This is a genomic window from Shewanella oneidensis MR-1, assembly GCF_000146165.2.
Classification (GTDB): domain Bacteria; phylum Pseudomonadota; class Gammaproteobacteria; order Enterobacterales; family Shewanellaceae; genus Shewanella; species Shewanella oneidensis.
Genome location: NC_004347.2, coordinates 2,104,255 through 2,130,074, shown reverse-complemented (window position 1 = coordinate 2,130,074; position 25,820 = coordinate 2,104,255). Strand labels below are relative to the sequence as shown.

The window sequence follows — 25,820 nt, the reverse complement described above, 5'->3', positions numbered from 1 at the left end:
CAGTATGGTCAATAAATTAAGAGGTCTATATGAGTCTGAAAAAATCACATAAGAGTTATCCGCAGGCATTTAAAGATGAAGCCGTCTTGATGGTGCTGGAGCAAGGTTATAGCGTTGCCGATGCGGCAAAGTCTCTTGGAGTTAGCACGAGCCTGCTTTACAACTGGAAGGAAAAACACGAAGCCCTGCAACAAGGCATCACCTTAGAAGAGTCTGAGCGTGATGAGTTGAAGCGATTGCGTAGAGAAAACAAAGAATTACGCATGGAGAAAGAAATTCTAAAAAAGGCAAGCGCCTTCTTTGCGAGAGAAATGAAGTAAGATTTCGTTTCATCAAACTGCAATCTCACCTGTTTCCCATAACACTGTTATGTCGAGTAATGAGTGTCAGTAAGTCAGGCTATTACGATTGGCATAAACGCCCTGCAAACGTGATAAGCGTTGAAACACTGAAGCTTTATCGCCTTGTTCGACAGCTATTTAAGCAAAGTCGAGGCAGCTTAGGGAATCGTGAAATGGTGAAGAAATTGCGCAAGGAAGGCTACCAGGTTGGTCGCTATCTCGTTCGTAAAATTATGCACCGCCTTCGACTCAAAGCAACCCAGCGATGTGCTTACAAGGTGACGACACAGCGAAAACACTCAGATGCAGTGGCTGATAACCTGTTAAACATGAACTTTAATCCAGTATCGGCTAATCAGGTCTGGGCGGGTGACGTGACCTATTTAAAGACGGGTGAAGGCTGGATGTACTTAGCTGTGGTGATGGATTTATATTCACGCCGGATTGTGGGATGGCGCATAGACAAACGCATGACCACAGATTTGATATCCAAGGCATTAATAAAAGCCTACAACCTGCGACAACCAGCGCGAGGGCTGGTATTTCACAGTGACCGAGGCTCGCAATATACCAGTAAACAATTCGGTAGGCTGCTATCGAGCTATGGTATCCGAGCCAGCATGGGTGATGTGGGTGCGTGTTGGGATAATGCCGTTGTTGAGCGATTCTTTGGTAGCTTGAAACACGATTGGATTTTTAAAGTTGCTCAACCAACAAGGGAGTTTATGAAGCAAGATGTGACGGCTTACATCAAATATTACAACTTGGAGCGACTTCATTCTGCTAATAACGATCTGTCACCTGTAGAGTTTGAGAATTCTCAAGTAAAAGTGTCCAGTTTGGGTTGACCAGTACATGATTTACTCGATCAAAGAACTTGGACAGATCAACATCGACGGCAAATTTGCGTTTCAGTTTGATGATATCCCTGACTTGCAAGACCGCTTGTTTGGCATTCCTATTCGGTCTAAAGCCGAAGCTATTAGCCGAGAAGAAAGGGTCAAACAACGGCGTGAGAATTTGAGCAATTGATTGCTGTATCACACGATCAATGACGTTAGGGATACCCAGTTTGCGTTTACCGCCATCGGGTTTGTCGATCTCTACGCGTCTGACTGCTGAGGGTTGATATTCACCTAACTCAAGTTGAGATTTACACTGTTGCCAACCGCCTTGCTGCACCCAAAGCGGGAAGGCTTCGATGGTCATGCCATCGATACCCGCCGCGCCATTATTGGCTTTAACTTGACACCAAGCTCGGTGTAGATTCTCAGACTGAAGCAGTTGTTGGAAGGTAATCCCCCCTCAAATTAACTGACGTCAAAAGTAGAATTTTCTCGTAACATAAACGCAGGAGATTCACTATGAAAACATCAAAATTCACCGATAGCCAAATCATGGCAATCCTTAAACAAGCTGAAGCCGGAACTCCAGTCCCAGAATTGTGCCGCGAACATGGCATGAGCTCAGCGACTTTTTACAAATGGCGAGCCAAATTTGGCGGCATGGATGCGTCATTGATGGCTCGTCTAAAAGAGCTTGAAGCTGAAAATGCTCGACTGAAAAAGATGTATGCCGAAGAGCGGCTAAAGGCCGATGTCATTCAGGAAGCCATGGCAAAAAAGTGGTAAAGCTGTCGCAACGTAAAGCGATGGCTCAGCATGCAGTTGCAAATCGAAAAATCAGTATCCGTTTGGCCTGTGCAGCATTTTGTATCAGCGAAACCTGTTATCGCTACCGGCGCGTTAATGATGACGAAAATGCAGAGATTGCAGAATTTCTTGTTGAATTAACTGAAAAAGAATCGGATTGGGGCTTTGGTCAGTGTTTTAATTACTTACGCAACGTAAAAGGCTTTGCTTGGAACCACAAGCGTGTATACCGAATTTACTGCGAATTAGCGTTAAATCTGCGGATAAAACCGCGCAGAAGGTTAAAACGAAATGCACCAGAGCCGCTGAAAGAGCCAACTAAAGCCAATCAGGTTTGGTCGATAGATTTTATGCATGACCAGTTATCAGATGGACGAAGCTATCGACTGTTCAACGTGATTGATGACTTTAAACGTGAAGGGCTCGCGATTGAAGCAGGTTTTTCATTGCCAACAATGCGGGTGATCCGGACCCTAAATCAGCTACTTGAAGGGCGAACAAAACCAATCGCGATCCGTTGTGACAATGGACCTGAATTTATTAGCCACGAATTTACGGAATGGGCGAAAAAGCATGAGATCAGGATTGATTACATTCAACCTGGCAAGCCACAGCAAAATGCGTACATAGAACGACACAATAAGACCATCAGGTACAGCTGGGTAAGCAAACATTTATTTGATACGCTTGAAGAAGTTCAGGACTATGCCACAAAATGGTTATGGTTTTACAATCATGAACGGCCGCACAAAGCCAATGGCGGAAAGCCGCCATTGATGGTTGCATGAACTCTACTTTTAACTTCGGTTAAAAATGGGAGGATTACCGTGGGTATCAACAAGTTTGACAAGACTCCTCCTTCTTCTAAATGTTCAGGCCTTCACCATGTCCCATCCATTACGATGGGCGTTGGGCTACTATGCCGTCTGCTGACTTCTGCTTAATCACATGCCGAGTTGCCCCGTCATGCGCTATCGGTTTTCATCTGGTTCGCTCTTTTCAGTCGATGACACTGAAAAGCCAAGGCACTTATAAACCAGAGCCTAACTGGTTAATGACCGATCGCGTGTTAAGCAGATCTCCCCAGATAAGAACATGAACTTTCTTTGCACTGCTGCATCATTTACGGTGGCCATTAGATCACCTGGTTTCGTCGTCTTGTGCCAACTCACCTCTAGCCTACGCCTCATATGATGTTCTTGTTCATCAGCTCGCAAATTTGCTAGCGGCTTCCTTTAAACCAATCCTCGCGGATAAGCCCTTGCCATTCGCTAGTAGTTAACGTTTAATAACAGGATGTTATTGAACGGCGACCTTCCTACAGAGGACTTTCACCTCATTAGTTCATGCCCATGCTGGGCGTACACAAGGCGTTGCAGCATCGTTACGGCTTCGCCTCCACTGGACAGTTTGTAAGTTGCGCTTTTGTGGTTTTGCTTCGCAAAAGTATTCCACAACGCACAACTTACAAACTGCCGCTGAACTTAGCGTTATATGCCATCGGAGTGAAATTGGAAAAAATCCTGAATAAATTTGGTTACTATAAAAGAAAGAAACCAGAAAGACAGTACAAGAAAATTCAGTACAAGAGCCCAGGTACGCCTGAAGAAAACAATCAGCGTCTTATTGAATTTACAGTCCAAGGCAATGAGTGGGCTAGAAACAAAGAAAAAGATGACTACCAGCTTATAGGCATGTTCTTCACCATCGTGCTTCTTATAGAGCACAAGATGCTGAACCTTTTAGCAATTATTGATGACTCCATTGAAAATAGAATGCTTGGTGAAAAAATCGATGTTTTCAAAGACTTCTTGAAACAGTATGAGCCAGAAGAAGATGAAAATATTGAAGAGTATCGGTTACTGCTCCAGCCGCTAAACGAAATAAAGAGCATCCGAAACTCAATGGCTCACGACATCACACAGCCTCTATTTGGTTATGGTTCGCTCAAGCAAGTAGATTCGTATGTTAAGAAGCGGCGACCTGACATGCACGCAAGTTTCAAAGACTGCGAAGATGAAAAAGCCAAATGCATAGGCTTGCTAGCAACGTTTGGCTTTATATTCTCTTTTGAAATAGCGAAACTTCGGGTATGTATCGAACATTAAGCATATAACAAATAAGGATAGGCCGTGCGTAGCCGCGACCTTATCCCAAGTGTTGAACAAGCCCGATGCTGGTTGTTGACACTTTATTATGCAAATAGCGGATTGAGAATTTGTACTGGTGAAGGTCTTATTTTGAAAGAGACTTTTATGCAGACATGACCCTTCCATGAGATCCGCGCGCTATCTGCCAGATTGTTTTCTGATATGGGTGTTGACCCTCAAGGTCGGATGGCTCACACCGATGCCAAGTCCACCAAAATCTATGTGCGGGATCACCTGCAATGGACCGAAGTTCCACACGCTGAGATTAAATTCAGCCATAAGTAAAACTAAGGCAAAGCACTAATAGGAAAAAGAATTTTTGAATTCCGTTAGTCCCCCGTTAGTCCACCTGTACTGGTCAACCCAAACTGGACACTTTTACTTGAGAATTCTCAAACTCTACAGGTGACAGATCGTTATTAGCAGAATGAAGTCGCTCCAAGTTGTAATATTTGATGTAAGCCGTCACATCTTGCTTCATAAACTCCCTTGTTGGTTGAGCAACTTTAAAAATCCAATCGTGTTTCAAGCTACCAAAGAATCGCTCAACAACGGCATTATCCCAACACGCACCCACATCACCCATGCTGGCTCGGATACCATAGCTCGATAGCAGCCTACCGAATTGTTTACTGGTATATTGCGAGCCTCGGTCACTGTGAAATACCAGCCCTCGCGCTGGTTGTCGCAGGTTGTAGGCTTTTATTAATGCCTTGGATATCAAATCTGTGGTCATGCGTTTGTCTATGCGCCATCCCACAATCCGGCGTGAATATAAATCCATCACCACAGCTAAGTACATCCAGCCTTCACCCGTCTTTAAATAGGTCACGTCACCCGCCCAGACCTGATTAGCCGATACTGGATTAAAGTTCATGTTTAACAGGTTATCAGCCACTGCATCTGAGTGTTTTCGCTGTGTCGTCACCTTGTAAGCACATCGCTGGGTTGCTTTGAGTCGAAGGCGGTGCATAATTTTACGAACGAGATAGCGACCAACCTGGTAGCCTTCCTTGCGCAATTTCTTCACCATTTCACGATTCCCTAAGCTGCCTCGACTTTGCTTAAATAGCTGTCGAACAAGGCGATAAAGCTTCAGTGTTTCAACGCTTATCACGTTTGCAGGGCGTTTATGCCAATCGTAATAGCCTGACTTACTGACACTCATTACTCGACATAACAGTGTTATGGGAAACAGGTGAGATTGCAGTTTGATGAAACGAAATCTTACTTCATTTCTCTCGCAAAGAAGGCGCTTGCCTTTTTTAGAATTTCTTTTTCCATGCGTAATTCTTTGTTTTCTCTACGCAATCGCTTCAACTCATCACGCTCAGACTCTTCTAAGGTGATGCCTTGTTGCAGGGCTTCGTGTTTTTCCTTCCAGTTGTAAAGCAGGCTCGTGCTAACTCCAAGAGACTTTGCCGCATCGGCAACGCTATAACCTTGCTCCAGCACCATCAAGACGGCTTCATCTTTAAATGCCTGCGGATAACTCTTATGTGATTTTTTCAGACTCATATAGACCTCTTAATTTATTGACCATACTGTCTCAAAATTAAGTGTCCGATGGGATTAGACCAGAACAACCCTTGCATAAACAAGCAGACACAAAAAAGCCCGCAACTGATTAAGATTGCAGGCTTTATTGTTTATGAATTTGGTCGGTATGAGAGGATTCGAACCTCCGACCCCTGACACCCCATGACAGTGCGCTACCGGGCTGCGCTACATACCGAGTTTTTAGTGTTTACCATTTTAATGAGCTTAAACACTTGTTACTTAAGATGCTATCGCGTGGGGTTCACCTTAAGTGACGCAGACTTTAGCAATTGGATTCAATCAACGCAAGTGCTTAGTGAACTCTGTTTGATCAACTGCTTAGTTTCTGGCCTGAATGACTACATTTTCAAACTTTTATACCTGTCAGCGTGCCTCACTCGGCATATGTGCAATACGATATTGGTCAATTCGAGCCATCATATAAGGGAAAAAGGGATTCCATTTTTGACGTAACATTTCTGAAGCCGGCACACTATAAACACCTCGCTCCCCTCGGGAAGCGGCCGCGCCTATCTGTATTCGGGTGAGTTTTTGATGGTTTGCCATGCCATATAGGCCATCATTTTCTGCAAAGGGTAGCGCAACATGGGAAAGTGAGTAAACATCCATAGGCCAATGGAGCGGGAGTGTTTCGGCCTGAGGTAAGGTTTGATCCTGTGGCATAAGTCCAAATTCCCGCGCTTGAACCTGAGTCGTTTCGCTATCAATATTTTCAACCAAAGTTCCGCGGTAGTGAATGCTGTCAGTGGACTGCGGTAACAAGGCGGGTAGTGGATCATTTGCAATTAACTTACTGTTGAAGATGCTACGGTTCATATCGAAAAGCACTAATTCATGGCCCTTTTGAGGTAAGGCTTGATACAGCAAACTCACAACTGCCGCGCTCGATACTGTCGCATCTGCTACGGATTGAAAAGCTAAGATGGCTGGAATCTGTTCACGCTGTAAAGGCGTTAACCCGCTTAACAAACTCTGATTACGTAACGCCAATTGGTAAACGACATCCCCTGCGTTGACGGCAAAAGACATGTACTTAAAGGGATCATATTCCATCTGAATACTATTCCATTGCAGCTTGTCTAAGTCGAGCAGACGTCCTATCCAACTTTGCCAGCGCGCCGCTGCGGCAATGGGCGCAAGGCCAATCGCGGGCGACATAAAGATCATCCCTACATAGTCAGGCGCTTTATCTTGATTAATCAGTTCAAGCTCATGGTTAAGTGCCAGCGCCGCCCCAGTTGAAAAGCCAATAACAAATAGCGGCTTACCTTGAAGTTCTTGTTTCATATGCGCCGTAGCCAAATTAACCGCTGCGGCTAAATCCTGCCAATAAAGCCCCGTAAGGCCGCTGGGCAGCGTTCCGTGTCCTGAGAGTCTCAAGCCCAGCACATGGGCTTTGCCCTTAAAATGTGTCGCCACATTAGACATGGCATAGGGCGAATCAGACATGCCATGGAGTAGCAAAACGCCAAAGGGCGCATTGGCTTTGGGCCATTCAAAACTGCGATTCCAGTTTTGTGGCCATCTCGCGGGATCGGCAAGGCTGTTTTTAACATAACGATTGACGGGTGAGGCATCTGCCTCCGACACTTTTTTGAGTACTTTGCTGTCGACCTCTGTAAAAAGTTTATCTTCTAAGGCGATGTAATCACTAAAGTTATCGAGTTTAGTATTGTAGTGAAATTCGTGTTTTAGCTCTGTCGTGTGCCAAAGGGAGAGATCAGGTTTAGCATTAAGAAAATGTATCCCACTAATCAATAAGGCGATCGCAATCCCTAAACAGCCATAAAAGGCAGCGAAAAATAAATGTTTAGTTGAGCCTATGATAATGGCTTTCATTGCTGCCCTATGGTTCCGATAAAAATATGCATGCAGATTATATGGTTAGATAAAAATAAACCTCAACGTTCCACTGAAGATTTATTATTGAGAGAATTTAGCTTCGGCAGTAATGGATTACACGTTAAGATCCATCCAGTGTTCTTAACAGCGATCCCCCTATGCACCTTGGCCCAACCATTGCGACCTATGCATTTTATCTTCCCAATGCCCCTGAACGCCCCGAAAATTGGCATTGCCAACGGGACAACGCAATTGCGGAACTCATCGTCTTAAATGGCAATCATTGGCGTAAGATTTTTACTATCATGGCAAAAATCTGTACTAACGGGGAAGATTGGCGTCACTACCGCGACCATTTATTACTCAAAAAACACGAAATGCTCTTGATAGGTGCTAATGCCCTATCGCCCCATGCCAGCATTCACATTGTATGTGGGCAAGCTGCTGCAAAGCCTTTGGGATTGAGTGCTGAGCAGTTCAATACACCATTATCAAACCGACAAACTGCCCATCAACCGCTGCTGCATGAGTTACAGGGTAAGCTGCAAGACGTCACTGAGATAATGCAAACCTCCTCAGTACAGAAGGAACAAGTGCTGCTCACGCCCTACCTCGACTATCGCCAATACTCGAACGCCTTGATTGCGCTTACACGCTCGCATACAAAAAACGTATCTGCTTGATAAAATCCCATAAAAAAGCACCCGAATAGGCCGAGTGCTTTTATGGCAAACCGAGCAAGGTTAGTCGTAAATCGTCGGGATCGGCTGGCGCTTATGTTGGGTTGCCTTATAGATATTGATGAGTTTCTCTTCAACCGCTTTATCAACCACTTTCCCTTCGAGGAAATCATCAATTTGCTCATAGGTCAGCCCGAGCGCGACTTCATCTTCGAGTAGCGGTTTATTATCTTCTAAATCCGCCGTGGGCGCCTTGTAAACTAATGACTCAGGAGCACCAAGATAGGCGGCTAATTGGCGCACTTGGCGTTTATTGAGGCCAAATAAAGGCGCGAGATCGCAGGCACCATCGCCCCATTTAGTATAAAAACCGGTAATGTTTTCGGCGCTATGATCGGTCCCCACCACTAAGCCACCGACTAATCCTGCTAACTCATACTGAGCAATCATTCGCATCCGCGCTTTGACATTGCCCTTAATGAAATCCACTTTTGCGGCATCCGGCGTAGTCAGTCCAGCGTCAATAAACGCACTTAAGGTGGCTTGGTGCACACCATCAACACCTTGATGCACATTCACTGTGACTAATTTTGATGGCTGAATAAATTGGCACGCTTGCTGAGCTTCATGCTCATCTTTTTGGATCTGATAAGGTAAACGCACCGCGATAAACTGATAACCGCCCTCGGGATGTTCACTATTGAGGCTATTAATGGCCAACTGGCATAAACGCCCCGCCGTCGACGAATCCACACCACCGCTGATCCCTAATACCAACGCCTTACTGCGGGCCTCTTTGAGCTTAGTTTTAATAAACGCCACACGGCGCTGCACTTCAAACTCAGGCTCAATCGCCTTGAGTACCTTCATTTCTCTTAAGATCTGCGCTTTCACCGAAAATTCCACCTTAAATATTCGCTGTTATTGGGAGCAGTAAACCGCCTAACGTTATCATTTATTCAGGCCTGCCAGTAGCAAAAATTCATCCTTACTGTGCTAATTGTTGGGAAAATGTCATATATCCTGCTAGCTTAACCTGCTCATTCGGTTTGCACCTAAAAACAACAAGGGCAATAACAGTTTGCCGCTATTGCCCTTGTTTACTCGGTCGGTGCTGCTTATCTTTCCCAGTAGGATTCTTCTAAGCTGTCTTCACGCTCAGGTAACCCACGAGACAAACGCGGACTATGCTGCGCTAATACCTCATAGGCCACGCGGTTAGCGTACTTACAAATTTGTGAGAAGGATGAATAACATAAACCATCGCGTTTATGTTTGCTCGAACCAGGCACATTAGTCTTGTGGAAGGTATTTGCCGCCAAGTCGTGCAATAACGCCGACAGCGCGCCATCACCTGCGCCATTGGTATTGCCAATTTTCTCCGGTCCGCCCATGTAAGGGGAAATATGGGCATAGACTTTAATTGGATTTTCGCAGTCGCTCTTGAGCTTAGGGCGCGAGAACTCATAACGGTTAAATTCGGGAATAGCACCAGGCAATAACGTATGAGAGGTTTCGCGTTTTTCGGCATCATCGGTGTAACCTGCGGTATAAAGCCCGATGGGCCCTGCCGTGGTTAGCACCATATCACACCATTCGAGGGCTTTTTCGCTGGCAAGCAGCGGATCACGAAATCCCGTTAGGGCTTCACCTTCATCTTCATTCATCGCCAAAATGGTGACATGTTCTTTAATAAAGTTTTGCCACCAAATTGGGTCTTCTTCAATCAAAAAGCGCGTGCCTAAGGTCAATACCACGGGCACTTCAGCTGCTTTTGCGTATTCAATCGCACACATGGCTGCATCGGTGATCCTGTCTCCACCGCTGGCACGCATTAAATAGGCGGTCAATACTAAGGCGGAACTGCCCTGCACTATGTCTTTATCAATATATTCAGGGGTTAACTTATCCATAGCCCCTTTGCTGATCGCAAAGGTGCGCTCGCCACAATCTGAGATCAGGGTAAAACAACGGCCAATTGGGCCATCGACAGGTTGTAGATAGTTAAGATCGACCTTAGAAGAAGTGTTACAAAGATAACGATAAGCGTAACTGCCCACTTCAATATTTTGGCTCATCACCCCAAACAGCACTGAGCGGTCGTCGGCCAAAATAGAATAATTGTGCACGGTATTGCCAATCGTGCCGCCGGCAAACTCATCGCTAATCAAACCGTTCTGTTTCAGCTCGGTATATAGTGTATGTGCTTGCTCGTCATTGATCAGCGTCGAATTGCCTTTAGGTAAACCGTAACGACTCAGCAATTCGTCTTCTACTTTAGCTTCAATATCCACTAAGGTTTGGTCGATACCGCTGATATAAGTGGCAAAGGGCTGGGGCTGCTGCGTTAATTGCTCGAGCAAGGGGTCTCGGGTTTTGACCGGAAAATAATGTTTCGATTTACGCTGACCGGGAAACTTCATAGTGGCTCTCTTTTCCTGGCATCCATGCTAATGGGCATTACAACGAGCGTGCGCTCATTGTGTCCTAAAAATAATGAGTCTAGGCTAGAGAGACCAAAAATCCACTCCCGAGCCACAAAGGGCGCAGATTCTACCATAAAATCAGCACGAAACTAGGTCGAGTGCAGGCTTCTACGGTAGATTTTTTTACCGTCATTCTGCACTTATCCAAGACTGCGTTTGTTCTTGTACTAATAACCTGAGTAGCTCTATATGTAGCTCATCATCATTCAAACAAGGAATAAAATGATAGGCTTCGCCACCTGCATGGAGGAAGGTCTCTTTCGCGCCAATCGAGATTTCTTCTAGGGTTTCAAGGCAATCGGTAGCAAAGGCAGGGCAAATCACATCGACACTTTTCACGCCTTGGCGGGGTAAATCCGCCAGCAACTCATCGGCATAGGGCGTCAACCACTCTTCTTTACCGAAGCGGGATTGGAAACATACTTGCCATTGTCCGTCGGTCAAGCCTAAGGCCTGCGCTAATAACTTGGCGGTGGTGCGGCACTGCTCTGGGTATGGGTCGCCTTCGGTCGCGTAGCGCAGCGGGATCCCGTGGAAAGATAAAATCAGCTTCTCGGCCTGACCATGGGTTTTCCAATGGCGCTTTACCGAATGCGCCAGCGCCGCAATATAGGCTTCATGGGCGAAATACTGCTTGTTAAAACGCAGCTCAGGTATATCACGCACGCGAGTCAAATAATGCGCTACCGCATCAAACACACTGGCGACGGTTGAGCAGGAATACTGCGGATACAGCGGCAGCACCACGATACGTTCGGCGCCTTGGGCTTTGAGTTTGGCAAAGCCACTCTCAATCGAAGGATTGCCATAGCTCATACCCAGTTCCACCGGAATGGTCTGATTAAAGGTGGCGCTTAAATCCGTTGCCAACTTTTGGGCTTGGCACTGACTAATCACCATTAACGGCGAACCTTGCTCCGTCCACACACTTTGATAAAGTTTAGCGACTTTCTTAGGACGGGTGTTCAGGATAATCCCCTGCAAAATGGGTTGCCACAACCAAGGGGATAAATCGACGACCCGAGGATCACTTAAAAACTGCTTGAGAAATCGCTTAACCGCTTTCGGAGTGGGTTCATCAGGCGTACCAAGATTTACTAATAACACGCCAAACGCAGGAGAGGGAGAAGTCAATGTGCTACCTTTTATCAGCCAAATACCACGGCAGGCTAACATTCAGTCGCATATAAAAAAAGCCTGCTTAAGCAGGCTTTTTCTTAATATGAGAACTTGTTCTCGAATTTAGGCAATGTGCTTATTTAAGCACGCTGGCAAGCTGCTCGCTCACCGCGGCAACTGACTGAGTACCATCAAATTTGTGGTATTGAGTGTTACCCGCCGCAGCAACTTTGCCATAGTACTCAACTAATGGCTTAGTTTGCTCATGGTAAATACCTAAACGCTTACGTACTGTCGCTTCTTCATCGTCTGGACGAATCGCTAAATCTTCGCCCGTCACGTCATCCTTGCCTTCCACTTTAGGTGGATTGAATACTACGTGGTAAACACGGCCAGAACCGGGGTGAACGCGACGACCGCTCATGCGTTTAACGATTTCTTCGTCTGGCACATCGATTTCGATGACGTGATCAATGCTAATACCGTTTGCCGCCATCGCATCCGCTTGTGGGATAGTGCGTGGGAAACCGTCTAACAGAAAACCTTTAGCACAATCGTCCTGTGCGATACGCTCTTTAACCAGTCCAATGATCAGATCATCAGAAACCAGCTGGCCTGCATCCATCACTTTCTTCGCTTCTAAACCCAGCGGAGTACCGGCTTTAACGGCCGCACGTAACATATCGCCAGTAGAAATTTGTGGGATACCATACTGTTCCATAATGAACTGGGCCTGGGTACCTTTACCGGCACCTGGGGCGCCCAATAGGATAATGCGCATCTCAAGAGTCCTCTTTTCGCATTGATATTCTTCTTAGGCCGGCGATCTTCGCACATCTGGCCGCCATTGAGAAGGCTTTTAGCTTCGACTTTAGCCTCAGAAACCACAAATAAATCGCAGTTTTGCGGCATTTTCAACCATTAATAGAGCAAGGTATAAAGCTTACGGCGATATTGGTTTGCCAAACTATTACCTTGGCCAAGCGCAGTCAAAATCTCCATAAAGGTTTGTTTTACCTTGCCATTTTCAGCACTTAAATCCTTAGATAATACGCCGTATAAATGGGTGAGAGCTTCTTCATCGCGGTGGGCCGAATGCAGCGCCTTACAAAGTTCGAGTAATAACACTAAATCATGTGGGTTTTGCTCGAATTTTTGCTGTAGTTCGCGAATTTCAGGGGTATCCGCCGCATCGAGCGCCAGTGTCAGTTTGGCTCTTAAACTCTGATAATAACCGTCTTGATCGGCAAGGCCAATTTGCTCAAGTAACCCTTGCGCTTGGGCTAGTTCACCCTGCATCAAGTACACATCGGCAAGCACTAAACTCACCTCAGCGGCATGATTTGAGGCGCTATAAGCGTCTTTCAGTAACACGGCCGCGGTGGTTAAATCTTCCGCCGACACTTGGGTTAAGGCTAACAAGGCTTTGGCTTGCTCAAGTTGCAATTGCCACAATGGCGGCAAATGCTTTTCGAGCATGGCGCTCACCTGCACCGCCTCTTGCAGCCCCGCAAAACCATCAATTGGCTGACCCTTATCGAGCACTAAAGTGGTCGGCAAAGCTTGAATACGGAAATAGTTCGCGATTTCCAGTTCGGCTTCACAGTTCACTTTCGCTAGCACAAAACGGCCAGCATGCTGCGTGGCAAGTTGCTCGAGTGTTTGCACCATGGCAACACTCTGCGGCTGTGGCTGGGCCCAAAATACCATCACCACCAGTTGCTGCATCGAAGCATCAACCACTTGCTGAATATTGTCTTTGGTTAGATCGAGGATATTGTCCATGGTATTTCCTTTACTTCCAAACTGGCACCTCTACGGGGAAATGCCCTAGGGTAATGCGATTTGTGATGCCTAAAAGTAAATCGGGGCACTTGCGTCTCAACTCAAGTGCCCCGAATGTCTTACTTCAGGTTCGCCAATAACATTTGGTTCATCAGCTTAATAAAGGCCGATGGATCCGCAAGGCTACCCTTCTCTGACAATTGCGCCTGTTGTAGCAGTAAGTTTGACCAATCTGCGAAGGCGGCTTCATCTTGAAGATCATTCAAGCGCGACACTAATGGATGCGCTGGGTTTACCTCAAACGTCGGCTTAACCTCTGGCACTGGTTGGCCGGCAGCCTGCATCAGTTTGATCATTTGCGTCGACATTTCACCTTCGCCCGTGACCACACAGGCTGGGGTATCGGTTAAGCGCGAGGTGACTTTCACATCGGCCACGCTTGCACCTAATGCCGCTTTGATGCGCTCAATCAGTGGTGCAGACTCTTCTGCGAGTTTCTCCTGCGCTTCCTTCTCAGCCGCATCTTCAAGCTCGCCTAATTCCAGCTCGCCACGGGTGACTGAGTGCAATTGTTTTTCTTTGTACTCAGTTAAGTGGTTGATTAACCATTCGTCGATACGCTCAGACATCAGCAACACTTCGATGCCTTTCTTACGCAGCAGTTCTAAGTGCGGGCTATTGGCAGCCGCTTCGTGGCTGTCGGCAACGATATAGTAAATCTTGGTTTGGCCTTCCTTCATGCGGCTAATGTAGTCATCGAGTGATACAGTCGGTGCGGCGCTGCCCGTATGGGTAGACGCAAAGCGCAATAAGCCAGCAATACGCTCACGGTTTGCAAAGTCTTCCGCAGGACCTTCCTTCAACACTTGGCCAAATTCGGCCCAGAATTGTTGGTATTTTTCCGCATCGTCTTTTGCCAGTTTTTCCAACATCCCCAGCACGCGCTTAGTGATACCGGTGCGCATCGCTTTGGTGATGTGGTTATCTTGCAAAATCTCGCGGGATACGTTCAGCGGCAGATCGTTTGAGTCAATCAAACCTTGCACAAAGCGCAGGTAAGATGGCATAAACTGCTCGGCATCATCCATAATAAACACGCGCTGAACAAAGAGTTTCAGACCATGTTTACGGTCGCGGTTCCACAGATCCCAAGGCGCTTTTGAAGGAATATACAACAGGTTAGTGTATTCCTGTTTACCTTCTACACGGTTATGGCTCCACAGCAATGCATCCGTGTAATCGTGGGAAATGTGCTTATAAAATTCTTGGTACTCTTCGTCAGTGATCTCAGACTTATTGCGCATCCACAGCGCTGTCGCCTTGTTCATGGCTTTCCAGTAACCCTCGGTTGCAGGGATTTTTTCACCGTCTGGGCCATCGCGCTCAGGGGTGCCTTCCTGCCACATTTCTACTGGAATTGAAATATGATCTGAGTACTTGGTGATGATGGAGCGCAGGCGCCAATCGTCAGCAAATTCTTTTTCGTCATCACGCAGGTGCAGGGTAATTTCAGTACCACGAGTCGCCTTGGTGATGGTTTCAACCGTGAAGCTACCCTCACCTTCCGATTCCCACAATACGGCTTCATTGGCCTTATGGCCTGCCGCGCGGGTACGAACGGTGACTTTTTTCGCTACGATAAAGGCGGAATAGAAGCCCACACCGAATTGACCGATTAGCTGAGAATCCTTTGAGGCTTCGCCAGAGAGGTTTTTAAAGAATTCAGCGGTGCCCGATTTGGCGATCGTCCCTAAATGCTCAATCACGCCATCGCGAGTCATCCCCACGCCGTTATCTTCAATGGTCACAGTGCCTTTTTCTTTGTCTGCACTAATGCGCACCCGCAGCTCACCGTCACCTTCGTATAATGCGTCATTGGTCAACGCAAGGTAACGCAGCTTATCAGCCGCATCCGCAGCGTTGGAGACCAGTTCACGCAAGAAAATTTCTTTGTTGGAATACAAAGAGTGGATCATCAAATGCAACAGCTGTTTGACTTCAGTTTGAAAACCATGAGTTTCTTGTTGTGACATGAAATTTTCCTTATTTGTTACGCAATTTGGTTAAAGCAAACGCTCAGTGTTTTATAAAATGGGGCTGCAAATCCACTTTTCAAGGGGAAAGATAAAATCACCGATCAAATGGCGAAAATTAAGGCAGTATTAGCCCCAAATAACACTATTCCTATGTCAGTCTTAAGAAAGCAATGATAGCGACAAGCCTAGCGCCGGTTCGCTAAACCAATGCGACCATAAAAAAACCCGCGAGCATGGGCCAGCGGGTTTTATGTTTAGGCAAATTAAGCGCTACAGCGGGATACGACCATTAAAGGACAACGCCAAGGTCGTACTGTCGACATATTCTAGCTCACCGCCGACGGGCACGCCGTGGGCAATGCGGCTGATCAGCACCTTGTGGCGCCTTGCCATATCGGCAATAAAGTGGGCGGTGGCCTCACCTTCAACCGTAGGATTAGTTGCTAAAATCAACTCGGCCACATCGCCTGAGGCTAGGTGACGCTCTAATAACGCCAAGCCTAACTCTTCTGGCCCCACCCCATCAAGGGGTGATAAGTGCCCAAGGAGCACAAAGTAGCGACCCGTGAAATGTCCACCCGCTTCAATGGCTAACACATCGGCTGGTGTTTCGACCACACAAATTGTCGAAGACGAACCGCGCTTATGGCTAGCACAAATTGGACATAGGGTTTCTTCAGTGTAGGTTCGGCAAGACTGACAATGACCGATATCACTCATGGCACTCGACAGCGCGGCGGCTAATTTAAGCCCCGCTTTTCTGTCACGCTCAAGTAATTGAAACGCCATACGTTGAGCCGATTTCGGCCCAACCCCTGGTAAACAACGCAGGGACTGAATTAACTCGTCTAGCAGCGGACTAAATTTCATTGTCTATCTCGATTAAAATGGCATTTTCATGCCTGGTGGTAATTGCATACCGCCAGTCACTTCAGCCATTTTAGCTTTTTGATTCTCTTCAATTATACGGGCTGCATCGTTGCAAGCCGCGGCAATCAAATCTTCCAGCATCTCTTTGTCGTCTTCCATTAAGCTTGGGTAGATTTCGACTTTACGCACTGTATGCGCGCCTGTCATGGTCACTTTGACCAAACCCGCACCTGACTCTCCGACCATTTCCATGCGGGCAATTTCTTCCTGCATTTTTGCCATTCTTTCTTGCATCATCTGGGCTTGTTTCATCAGATTGCCCATACCGCCTTTTCCAAACATAGTCATTTCTCTTCTATTAGGGTTAGTCGCAAGCTTTTAAGCTGGCTAATCTTACTGAAATAAATGGGATTGGCAATCTATGCCGTGATCCCATCGATAAACTTATGATCTTGATTGCGAGTTTTTAGTCAAACTCAGTCACTCTTTGCATGAATGCTGTGTACTAAGGTCTCTCTGGCTTAAGTGACTCTAGCTTGAGTGACTCTGGATTTAGTCACTCTTGATTTAGTCACTCAGGCTCAGGTAACGCAGGGATAAGCCCGCTGCGTTGGTTTAACAGCTCTGGTGGATAGAGCAAGCTATCATTTTCAAGCTCAGCCCCAAAGCGGTTGATAAGCCATTGCACATTATCATCCATTATCAGCGATTGCCGCGCCTGCTGCAGCAACTCTTGGTGAAAACGCTTACGCAGTTCTAAGGGCGTTTCCCGGCTAGGATCGGTTCCGATGACCACTTCAACCTGCCTTGGAGCACCAAGGGCTGCGGTTAAGGCTTGCTCTAATTGCTCAATAGCCACCTGTGCCGCCAAGTGTTTTTGATCCGGTTTTAACAGCAATGGCAAGGGATTGCTCTGCACCTGACAAATCGAGTTTACCGCTAATTGGCGCACACGGCCGCCAATATCAAGGCTCGCCATTAACTTGTACCAATGTAAATCCAAGGGATGACCCGTGATAGATTGCGCGACCGTTAGGTCACTTGCAGGCGCAGGCGGCGCGGCGGCGTCTAGCTCGCGCGGTGGCGTTGCAGGTACTTCATCAGGGTGATTCAACTGATGACTCTGCCCTGCTGCTTGCTCGACTTGAGCCGCTTGAGTATTTGTAGGCAAAGTCAGCGCAGGTGCAACCTGAACAGGCTCAACTGCCAATAAAGGCGCGTGAAGCGCTGCACTTTCTTGGCGCAGATGGCTTTCTTCATTCACTTGGCGCGATGTCGTTATGGGTTCAGCATTCCCATGGTGGCACTCAGCCACAGGCGCGTCCTCCCATGGCGGACGATCATTGGGATCAAGCGGCAGATGCTGCGCTGCTGCACTTTGCTGAGTAGATGGAACAATAATCGAGTGGGTTATGGGCCGAGTACTAAGTGGTGCAAGCGGCGCATTGGTCGCTTTAGTGCTCAACTCAGGCTTGGTATAAATCTCAGCCTCAAAATCATCGTCAAAGGGCAGTTCGAAATCACTTTCAAATTCTAAAGTTACGGCATTTTGTCCAGGACGAGGACTCACATTGACGCTTGTTGCTGGCCTAGAGTGAGCATTCGAAGTCGGCGTTTTTGCCTTAACGTCAGGAGATAACTTTTTTCCATCACCATCCTTCGTGCTTAACGCATCGAGATCCGACAGTAATGATTCCCGCGCTGCTAATACTGCCGATAAAATATCGTCATCCTCAAGGGATACAGCCGCTTTCGCTACCTGAGTATTATCGACGGCAAACACTTGTCCTGTCTGGTTTGACGCACTATGTTGGGCGCTGCCATTGCTAAACAGATTGCCTTCACTCGCGCTAAGTTGCTCTACTGCATGCTCAGATATAATAAGCTGCTCAGCTGCATCCTCAGACATAAAATGCGCGTAATCATCCTGATAAGCATCAAGTGGCGTCGATGTATCATAGCTTTGAGCATGATTGAATTGTGCGTAGTTGGATTGAGCATCGTTGGATTGAGCATAGTCATACTGCCCGTATGCTTCTGCTACATAAGGCTCTGGCGCTAAATCCCCTGCTGTATTTTGAGCATCTAAGACATCTTCAGTAGCAGTCTGCTCGGTCAATGCTGTATCTGGATCTGTAGGATCTGATGAATTAACATCTTGATTAAGCGCCGTATTTGAACTTACAACCGGATCAGCACTTGCGCCAAAACCTTGGCTTTGGGCTTGGCTTAAGATCACTTGCTGCTCGGCAATCAGCGCCGCATTAAGTTCAGGCTCATCATCCTCTAACGCAGTTTCAGGCGTTGTCTCTGCTTGCAACTGCGCCTCTGGATTAGCGACGGTTGCTAACAGCGTTTTTTTTTCAGCCACAGGCGCATTTACGGCCAGTTGTCTCTCCGCTGGAACCTCTGGTGGTATTGTAGCTTGTGGGGTTAAAGCAGGTTGGGCAGACAAATCCACCTTAACCGCGTCATCCACTTGCCAGCGCTTAACGCTTTTTTCGGGGACAAAAGCAACAGCACGCAGCAATGCCATTTCAAGCCCTGACTTAGGATCAGGTGCATGGGGCAAGTCTTTGCGGCCCGTGAGTAAAATTTGGTAATACAGTTGCACTTGTTCAGGCGCTAACTGCTCTGCAAACGCTTGAATTTGCGCACTATACAGAGATTGCTGCGCCGCCGCGGGCGCAAATTGTGTCAGGGTAATTTGATGCAGTAATTCCAGTAAACTGCGCAGCACTTCTTGGGCATCTGCGCCATAGGCCAGCACCTGGGCACAGCTTTGCATCAACGCGCCAATATCAGCGTCAGTTAAGGCTTTGAGTAAGCCCAGCACATGCTGCTCATCAATACTACCGAGCATGGATTGCACTTGATTGAGCATCACAGTGCCGCCACCAAAAGCAATCGCTTGATCGGTCAAACTTAAGGCATCACGCATACTGCCGTTAGCCGATTTGGCGAGTAGGCCTAAGGCTTCGTGCTCAAAGGGCAATTGCTCTTGGGTTAAAATATGTTGTAGCTGAGTGCCAATTTCCTGCTGGGTTAAGCTCTTTAAATTAAATTGCAAACAACGGGATAACACAGTCACTGGCAGCTTTTGCGGATCGGTAGTGGCCAGCAGAAATTTTACATGCTCGGGTGGTTCTTCAAGGGTTTTAAGCAATGCATTAAAACTGCTACGGGACAGCATATGCACTTCATCGATTAGATAAACCTTAAAACGGCCTCGGGTCGGGCGATATTGCACATTATCTAAGAGTTCACGGGTGTCATCGACCTTAGTGCGGGACGCCGCATCGACTTCAATTAAGTCAACAAAACGACCTTGGGCGATTTCGACACAGCTGCCACAGACGCCGCAGGGGGAAGCCGTTACACCAGTTTCACAGTTTAAGCCTTTAGCAAAGAGTCGTGCCAAGCTGGTCTTACCCACCCCGCGTGTACCTGTAAAAAGATAAGCGTGGTGTAAACGTTGCTGCGTTAACGCATTAGTGAGCGCGTGTAACACATGGCTTTGGCCGACCATCTGTTCGAATGTGGCAGGGCGCCATTTTCTGGCTAACACCTGATATGACATGGAACTCCCCAATGTGCATTACAAGAATGGTGTGGTACAAAAAAGGGGATCGCGCCCCGAGATAATAGCAAGATAACATGTCAATTAACGACACGCTATTAAACTATCCCAAGGCGCCTTTAGCTGAAGAATTATTCGCCTTCAAACTCACAAAGTTTAACCAACTCAAGACCTAAGGCGGTTAAACGCGCCTCGCCGCCTAAATCAGGTAACGAAATCACAAAAGCGGCATCTTGCACTTCACCACCCAATTGGCGGATAAGTTTAACCGTCGCTTCGATAGTACCACCAGTCGCCAGTAAATCATCAACCACTAATACTTTATCGTTCGCGGTAATCGCATCAGTATGGATTTCAAGGCTATCGTGACCATACTCCAGCTCATAGCTTTGGCTGATAGTAGCACGCGGCAATTTACCCGGCTTACGTACAGGCACAAAACCAATGCCTAACCCCAGCGCTAAAGGCGCACCAAACAGAAAACCACGGGCTTCGGTGCCCACAATTTTGGTAAAGCCTTTACTACGATAATGCTCAACCAATAAATCGATAGTCGCTTTGTAAGCGGTAGCGTTTTCCAGCAAGCTAGTCACATCGCGAAATAGAATCCCTTCCTTAGGATAATTAGGAATTGTTTTAATGCTTTGCTTTATCAAGGATAAGGTTTCTGTATTCATAGCCATTTAATTTAACTTAATCGTTTCGCCACGCTTAACTGCTGGCAGTAAAAACAAAACGTCCACAGCGAGTGTGGACGAGCTTTAATAATTCGCCCAAAGCTTATGCCGCTTTAGTTTGAGTTGCAACTAACAGCGTATTCAAGTGACGAATTGGTTATCAATTTGTGCCTTAGATCAAATGTGCTTCCATAGGGTGTGTTGACGTTTCAGGGTTATTTTTGCAGCTATTTGGCTGGCGTTTATACAAGGCAAAGTCCGTGCTGTGTCGTTATTCTACATAAACGGACGATAACGCAGCAGAAACGTCAACCAAACGCTGTCCGAAGGGTTCGTCTGGCAAGCACTTGCTCTTTGTCACTAGTCATTTGAGTAGAATTACTACACGTCATTCCTCGTTTCGCGAGCACGAACTTGCCAGAACGAACAAAATTTAATCTCGAAACATCATCAACACGCCCTATACTAGGATTCGATTTCAGGAATCGTTTTAAGATACCAGAGAAGTCCGATTGCCATGGTTAATAGCAACAGCTTTACCCATACAATAGGCACCACGAGGATACTGACACTAAAACTGAGTCCCGAGAGTAACATCGCCCTGCGTTTAAGGCCTGGGCGCATAGCTCGATGGGTTTGCCATTGGGTAAGCGCATCAGCAAACCAAGGATGGGTCATTAACCACTGATGTAAACGCTCGCTCGAACGGGCAAAGCAATAAGCCGCGAGTAAAATAAACGGCACAGTCGGCAACAGCGGCACGACAATACCTATCAGTCCAAGGCCCAACGCAAGACAGCCTATAAATAAAAACAATCCGCGTTTCAATATCATAGTGTGTATATGACCATAGTATGTAGATGCCTCAAACTTAAAAACAAAAGCCACTCTCAGAGTGGCTAATTGTATACTCAACTTGAGATGAAAACCTGCTTAAATTAAACCTAATTGCTTTAACCATGTCAGGCTTGCAGGAAGCGTCGGCAACAGTAAGACTAAGATAAAACCAATAAAATACATAACGTTAAATGGGTCTTTAAATGGCTGACTGCTCATTACAGCTCCTCAAATTAAATGTGTGCAAAGGTATGTGCGCAGGAATCGTACAGTGACGAAGATCACAAAACGGGCGCCATTGTAGCGGTTTGCCACATCAACAAAAACCCTTTTTTTATATGGTTATTGCAATTATTTTGCTGGTTTAGCGACATAAACCTCTACACACCGCGCACAATGCTTTTAGTAGCCAGTTGCTCAAGTAGCGCTAGACAGCCTTGAGTTAAAGTCTCTGTTGGCATTTGCGGGTAAGTCGCCGCTAGCCATTGAGTTAATTCATCAAAAGTGCCTTGTCCCTTTTCAGTTAAATAACCAAGTACTTGTGCGCTTAATGGCGTTAATTGCAGAAAGCCCACCTCGCCTACTTCATCCTGATAAAGGCAAAAATAGACTGGGTTTACCAGCGGCTCTGAAGGGCGATAATCTGGGCGTATTTGTTGCACCGGATACTGGTACTGTGCCACGCTCGCTGTTGCGGCCAAACACAGGTTTCGATAGGTAATATCTTCTTTGCCAATAAGCTCTTGGCGATCATCTTGCTGCGCCGTAGCCACCCGCAGTTCAAGCCATTCATAGTGGGCGAGTTCCAGCATAAAGGGCGGATCACTATCCATGGGGGAATATTGAAACTGCAGAAAATCTAAAAACTCCCCTGCGATATCAATAAACACGGGTGACTTACAATCATGTTGACCAAAAAAAGCCTGCACTAAAGTTTGCCACTGTTCATCTGTGTATAAGCTCTTAAGTACGGGAAAACCATTCGAGACAAATCCCATTACATTGTTAAAAAAAAGCTCACGGTAAACCTGCATCCGCGCTAACGGCACCCCTACTGGAACGGGGCGTTGCGGATCGCGAATATAATCGATAAAGGATTGCTGTACTTGCTTAAAATCCATTAGGCAATCCTCTTATCTAGGTTACTTTTAGCCCGCGCTTGATAAGCATGAATTTGATTAATTTCATCCAATAAATGCGCTGTGGCGGGCAAATTAAAGTCACGCTCGAGCAGCGTTGGCAATACACCATGCTCGGCGTAGCAGCTATCAAGGAGTGCCCATACAGGAGCGTTGATATCACTGCCGTGGGTATCAATCAATAATTCTTCAGACTCTTTAAAATGGCCAGCAATATGTAAGTACGCAATCCGCTCAGTCGGCATCGCTTTTAAAAATGCCAGCGCATCGTATTGATGATTTATCGAGTTCACATAAATATTATTAACATCTAACAGGAGTTTGCAGTCGGCTTCTTCTAACACCGCAGTCAAAAACGCCAACTCAGTCATCTGTGCACTTGGTGCGGCATAAAAGGACACATTCTCCAAAATAAGCGGCCGCTCTAAAATATCCTCAACCTGCTTTACCCGCCTTGCAACATGCTTAACCGCGGCCTCGGTAAAAGGAATTGGCATAAGATCGTATAAATGGCCCGCTCCCGAGCAATAACTTAAATGCTCTGAATAAACATCGATTTGGTGCAAATCCATAAAGGCTTTAATACGACGTACAAACTCAAGATCCAGCGGCTCAGGGCTGCCAATTGAGAGTGAAAGACCATGGCAGAAAAAGGTATGTTGCTCAGTTAACTGCCTAAATTGTTTGCCATATTTACCTCCAAGCGTCATCCAATTTTCAGGGGCGACCTCTAAAAAATCAATAGCACTTGGTAGCTGTTGGCAAAACTCACTGAGCATTTCACGCCGTAACCCCAATCCAACCAATCCACGTTCTTGCATCACTTTACCCCTTGATTTAGATACCGCTAAACAAAGGCCAGCATAGGCTGGCCATGTTTTGAAGCAGGATCGCAACTAAGTACAACTTAACTTATTTCACTTCTTTTTTGACCGCTTCGGTCTTAGCGTCTACTTTTTCAGCTGTTTTTTTCATATCAGCGCCACATTTGCCTTCACCACACTTACCTTCGTGAGCTTTGTCTGCTGCGGCTTTTTTCATATCGGCGCCGCATTTGCCCTCACCACATTTGCCTTCGTGGGCTTTATCTGCCGCGGCTTTTTTCATATCAGCGCCACATTTACCTTCACCGCATTTACCTTCTTTGGCTTTGTCTGCGGCCGCTTTTTTCATCTCGGCACCGCATTTGCCCTCACCACATTTACCTTCAGAACCAACGAGTTGATAACCTGATCCCATGGTTTCAAATCCGAACAAATTGGTTTGCGCATTTACTGCGAATGTAGAACCGACCACCACAGTACCTAATGCCACTGCAACCGCTGTTTGCTTAACTGATTTCATATTCTTGCTTCCTTTTATTGATTAATGGTGGCCAACAACAGTGCTATCGTTGGCTTACTGCAAAAGACCTACCTCATCTCAGCTTTATTTCAAAAAATATCACCAAATCACAGAAATGATCAAAATATGCTGATAGGAAACTGAATTTAGCAGATTAAATTGCCCTAGACAGTTATCACAATTGCTAAGCACCTCTCTGCACGCTTTGTAACAGGGGAGCAATAGGATAGAATGCACGCCCTTTGTTTCTCGATATAGGTTTGTAGCAGTGCGCGTAATTTTGGCCCCGATGGAAGGCGTGGTTGATGACTTAATGCGAGATATTTTGTCGTCGATTAACCCCTACGATTTGCTTGTTACCGAATTTGTGCGTGTGGTTGACCAACTCTTACCGGAGAAGGTCTTTCTTAAACTGTGCCCAGAGCTACTGAGCGGCGGCTATACCCCATCGGGCACCCCTGTTCGCGTGCAATTATTAGGGCAAGAACCCAACTGCATGGCCGAAAATGCCATGCGCGCCATTGAACTTGGCTCCCACGGCGTAGATGCAAACTTTGGCTGCCCTGCCAAGATGGTCAATCGCAGTAATGGCGGGGCTGTTCTGTTGCAGTACCCCAATACCATTCACGATATTGTGCGCGCGATGCGCCAAGCGGTGCCGGCTGAACATCCAGTAACCGCCAAAATTCGTTTAGGCTACGAAGATAAATCGCTATTTATGGAAAATGCACTGGCTGTCTATGAAGCTGGCGCCACTGAGCTTGCGATTCATGCCCGCAGTAAAGTAGATGGTTACAAACCACCCGCCTACTGGGAATACATCACCGAAGTGCGCGAACGCTTACCTATCCCAGTGATTGCCAACGGTGAGATTTGGAACCGTGACGACGCCAAACGTTGTATGCAAGTAACAGGCTGCGACAGCATCATGATTGGTCGCGGCGCGATTTCGCTCCCCAATCTTGCCGACACCATAAAAACAGGTGCAACACCCTATAGTTGGGCCGACACATTACAGTTAATGCTCAGTTATACCCAAAGGGAGCTTAGTGGCCGTAAGAGTGATTATTATCCAGCGCGCATCAAACAGTGGTTTAGCTATCTCAATCGCCAATATCCCGAGGCAGATACCCTATTTCGGGAGCTTAGGATCTATAAAACCACTGAAGAAATTGTACGCGTGCTAGAGCAAGCTCAACATCACCTTAATCAGTAACCCCATACAAAAGTGGTGGTTTTTTATGTTAACTACCACGTTATCCTTAAAAATCGTACTGATACTTGATCTTTATCATAGTCGTTGGTAGTGAAACTATTAGACTGAATGCCCAGAGTTAGATAAAACAGGCGATTTTACGTGAGCACCACCCATATCAGACAAGAATTGTCAGAGCTTGAAGCTAATCTAAGGAAGGAAATCGGCGCGCTCCCTCAGTTTATTGAAATACTTGGGGCGCATTGTGCCAACCTTAGCCTAGGCGAACTCATCGACCTACTGGCACAGAGTCATCTCGCAGATCACCCGCTATTTTGCCGCTTAAACCGTCTCGACGCCGCCTTTTGCCAACTGGACTTAGGTCTGTATGGCCTTTGTTCCGATTGCGAAACTGAAATCGAAGCTGAACGTTTAATGCAAGATCCCACCGAACAACGTTGCAGCTGCTGCGCTGAACATTATCAGCATGAGCATCGTCACGAGCTGCGGCTCAGTCATTAAAGCAT

General features: G+C 46.6%; 24 protein-coding genes and 1 tRNA gene. 6 read left to right on the top strand and 19 right to left on the bottom strand.

Features of this window, described 5'->3' with window-relative positions:
* Positions 1 to 29: 29 nt before the first annotated feature.
* A protein-coding gene (locus SO_RS09360; RefSeq protein ID WP_141135407.1) for an IS3-like element ISSod1 family transposase occupies positions 30 to 1,189 on the top strand; the annotation gives its coding sequence in 2 pieces (ribosomal slippage) (positions 30 to 279 and positions 279 to 1,189; 1,161 coding nt in all).
* Here the strand turns inward: SO_RS09360 and SO_RS09355 are convergent.
* Complete coding sequence (locus SO_RS09355) at positions 1,125 to 1,550, bottom strand: reverse transcriptase domain-containing protein (RefSeq protein WP_238560573.1); 426 nt, start codon at positions 1,548 to 1,550, stop codon at positions 1,125 to 1,127. The genes SO_RS09360 and SO_RS09355 overlap by 65 nt on opposite strands.
* A 155-nt stretch (positions 1,551 to 1,705) precedes the next feature.
* On the opposite strand from SO_RS09355, the gene SO_RS09350 reads away from it, so the two are divergent.
* A protein-coding gene (locus SO_RS09350; RefSeq protein WP_164925630.1) for an IS3-like element ISSod2 family transposase occupies positions 1,706 to 2,781 on the top strand; the annotation gives its coding sequence in 2 pieces (ribosomal slippage) (positions 1,706 to 1,958 and positions 1,958 to 2,781; 1,077 coding nt in all).
* A 564-nt stretch (positions 2,782 to 3,345) separates the two neighbouring features.
* Positions 3,346 to 4,101, top strand: a complete 756-nt coding sequence (locus SO_RS09345; RefSeq protein WP_238560572.1) for a hypothetical protein — start codon at positions 3,346 to 3,348, stop codon at positions 4,099 to 4,101.
* A 400-nt stretch (positions 4,102 to 4,501) separates the two neighbouring features.
* Here the strand turns inward: SO_RS09345 and SO_RS09340 are convergent.
* The 3 genes from SO_RS09340 to SO_RS09330 all read right to left on the bottom strand — a co-directional run bounded on the left by SO_RS09340 (position 4,502) and on the right by SO_RS09330 (position 7,542).
* Positions 4,502 to 5,661, bottom strand: a protein-coding gene (locus SO_RS09340; RefSeq protein ID WP_141135407.1) for an IS3-like element ISSod1 family transposase whose coding sequence is annotated in 2 segments (ribosomal slippage) — positions 4,502 to 5,412 and positions 5,412 to 5,661 — 1,161 coding nt in all. Because the reading frame shifts where the segments join, the coding sequence is not laid out codon by codon here.
* A gap of 140 nt (positions 5,662 to 5,801) precedes the next feature.
* Positions 5,802 to 5,878, bottom strand: a tRNA-Pro gene (locus tag SO_RS09335).
* 188 nt (positions 5,879 to 6,066) lie between these two features.
* The gene (locus SO_RS09330) at positions 6,067 to 7,542 is read right to left on the bottom strand and encodes an alpha/beta hydrolase (RefSeq protein ID WP_011072107.1); all 1,476 of its coding nucleotides are present in this window, start codon (positions 7,540 to 7,542) and stop codon (positions 6,067 to 6,069) included.
* Positions 7,543 to 7,703: 161 nt separating this feature from the next.
* Here SO_RS09330 and SO_RS09325 point away from each other — a divergent pair, with 161 nt between their 5' ends.
* Complete coding sequence (locus SO_RS09325; RefSeq protein ID WP_011072106.1) at positions 7,704 to 8,228, top strand: DUF6942 family protein; 525 nt, start codon at positions 7,704 to 7,706, stop codon at positions 8,226 to 8,228.
* Between the two features lie 60 nt (positions 8,229 to 8,288).
* Here SO_RS09325 and nadE read toward each other — a convergent pair whose 3' ends face one another.
* The 15 genes from nadE to SO_RS09255 form a co-directional block, all read right to left on the bottom strand.
* Positions 8,289 to 9,119: an ammonia-dependent NAD(+) synthetase gene (gene nadE, locus SO_RS09320; RefSeq protein ID WP_011072105.1), complete on the bottom strand. Its 831-nt coding sequence runs from the start codon at positions 9,117 to 9,119 to the stop codon at positions 8,289 to 8,291.
* Positions 9,120 to 9,343: 224 nt separating this feature from the next.
* Entirely contained in the window at positions 9,344 to 10,648 is a 1,305-nt protein-coding gene (locus SO_RS09315) for an inosine/guanosine kinase (RefSeq protein ID WP_011072104.1), read from the bottom strand.
* 192 nt (positions 10,649 to 10,840) lie between these two features.
* Complete coding sequence (hemH, locus tag SO_RS09310; RefSeq protein WP_164925680.1) at positions 10,841 to 11,887, bottom strand: ferrochelatase; 1,047 nt, start codon at positions 11,885 to 11,887, stop codon at positions 10,841 to 10,843.
* A 79-nt stretch (positions 11,888 to 11,966) separates the two neighbouring features.
* On the bottom strand, positions 11,967 to 12,611 hold the full coding sequence (adk, locus tag SO_RS09305) for an adenylate kinase (protein ID WP_011072102.1): 645 nt from the start codon (positions 12,609 to 12,611) through the stop codon (positions 11,967 to 11,969).
* Between the two features lie 140 nt (positions 12,612 to 12,751).
* Positions 12,752 to 13,615, bottom strand: a complete 864-nt coding sequence (locus SO_RS09300; protein WP_011072101.1) for a co-chaperone YbbN — start codon at positions 13,613 to 13,615, stop codon at positions 12,752 to 12,754.
* A gap of 119 nt (positions 13,616 to 13,734) precedes the next feature.
* Positions 13,735 to 15,648: a molecular chaperone HtpG gene (gene htpG / locus SO_RS09295; protein WP_011072100.1), complete on the bottom strand. Its 1,914-nt coding sequence runs from the start codon at positions 15,646 to 15,648 to the stop codon at positions 13,735 to 13,737.
* Between the two features lie 273 nt (positions 15,649 to 15,921).
* Positions 15,922 to 16,521 (bottom strand): recombination mediator RecR, encoded by a 600-nt coding sequence (recR, locus tag SO_RS09290; protein WP_011072099.1) that lies wholly within the window; start codon positions 16,519 to 16,521, stop codon positions 15,922 to 15,924.
* A 12-nt stretch (positions 16,522 to 16,533) separates the two neighbouring features.
* Entirely contained in the window at positions 16,534 to 16,863 is a 330-nt protein-coding gene (locus tag SO_RS09285; protein ID WP_011072098.1) for a YbaB/EbfC family nucleoid-associated protein, read from the bottom strand.
* Positions 16,864 to 17,092: 229 nt separating this feature from the next.
* Positions 17,093 to 20,101 (bottom strand): DNA polymerase III subunit gamma/tau, encoded by a 3,009-nt coding sequence (gene dnaX / locus SO_RS09280; RefSeq protein ID WP_011072097.1) that lies wholly within the window; start codon positions 20,099 to 20,101, stop codon positions 17,093 to 17,095.
* A 131-nt stretch (positions 20,102 to 20,232) separates the two neighbouring features.
* Positions 20,233 to 20,784 carry an adenine phosphoribosyltransferase gene (gene apt, locus SO_RS09275; protein ID WP_011072096.1) on the bottom strand — a complete coding sequence of 184 codons (552 nt, stop codon included), beginning with the start codon at positions 20,782 to 20,784 and terminating at the stop codon, positions 20,233 to 20,235.
* A gap of 459 nt (positions 20,785 to 21,243) precedes the next feature.
* On the bottom strand, positions 21,244 to 21,612 hold the full coding sequence (locus tag SO_RS09270) for a YbaN family protein (RefSeq protein ID WP_011072095.1): 369 nt from the start codon (positions 21,610 to 21,612) through the stop codon (positions 21,244 to 21,246).
* Between the two features lie 99 nt (positions 21,613 to 21,711).
* On the bottom strand, positions 21,712 to 21,834 hold the full coding sequence (locus tag SO_RS23390) for a hypothetical protein (RefSeq protein WP_011072094.1): 123 nt from the start codon (positions 21,832 to 21,834) through the stop codon (positions 21,712 to 21,714).
* 161 nt (positions 21,835 to 21,995) lie between these two features.
* On the bottom strand, positions 21,996 to 22,736 hold the full coding sequence (locus tag SO_RS09265) for an HvfC family RiPP maturation protein (RefSeq protein ID WP_011072093.1): 741 nt from the start codon (positions 22,734 to 22,736) through the stop codon (positions 21,996 to 21,998).
* Positions 22,736 to 23,575, bottom strand: a complete 840-nt coding sequence (locus SO_RS09260; protein WP_011072092.1) for an HvfB family MNIO-type RiPP peptide maturase — start codon at positions 23,573 to 23,575, stop codon at positions 22,736 to 22,738. Before SO_RS09260 ends, SO_RS09265 begins: the two co-directional genes overlap by 1 nt.
* A gap of 91 nt (positions 23,576 to 23,666) precedes the next feature.
* On the bottom strand, positions 23,667 to 24,098 hold the full coding sequence (locus SO_RS09255) for an HvfA family oxazolone/thioamide-modified RiPP metallophore (protein ID WP_011072091.1): 432 nt from the start codon (positions 24,096 to 24,098) through the stop codon (positions 23,667 to 23,669).
* A gap of 268 nt (positions 24,099 to 24,366) precedes the next feature.
* Between SO_RS09255 and SO_RS09250 the strand changes: the two genes are divergently transcribed.
* Positions 24,367 to 25,314, top strand: a complete 948-nt coding sequence (locus SO_RS09250; RefSeq protein WP_011072090.1) for a tRNA-dihydrouridine synthase — start codon at positions 24,367 to 24,369, stop codon at positions 25,312 to 25,314.
* 141 nt (positions 25,315 to 25,455) lie between these two features.
* The gene (locus SO_RS09245) at positions 25,456 to 25,815 is read left to right on the top strand and encodes a TraR/DksA family transcriptional regulator (protein WP_011072089.1); all 360 of its coding nucleotides are present in this window, start codon (positions 25,456 to 25,458) and stop codon (positions 25,813 to 25,815) included.
* Positions 25,816 to 25,820: the final 5 nt, after the last annotated feature.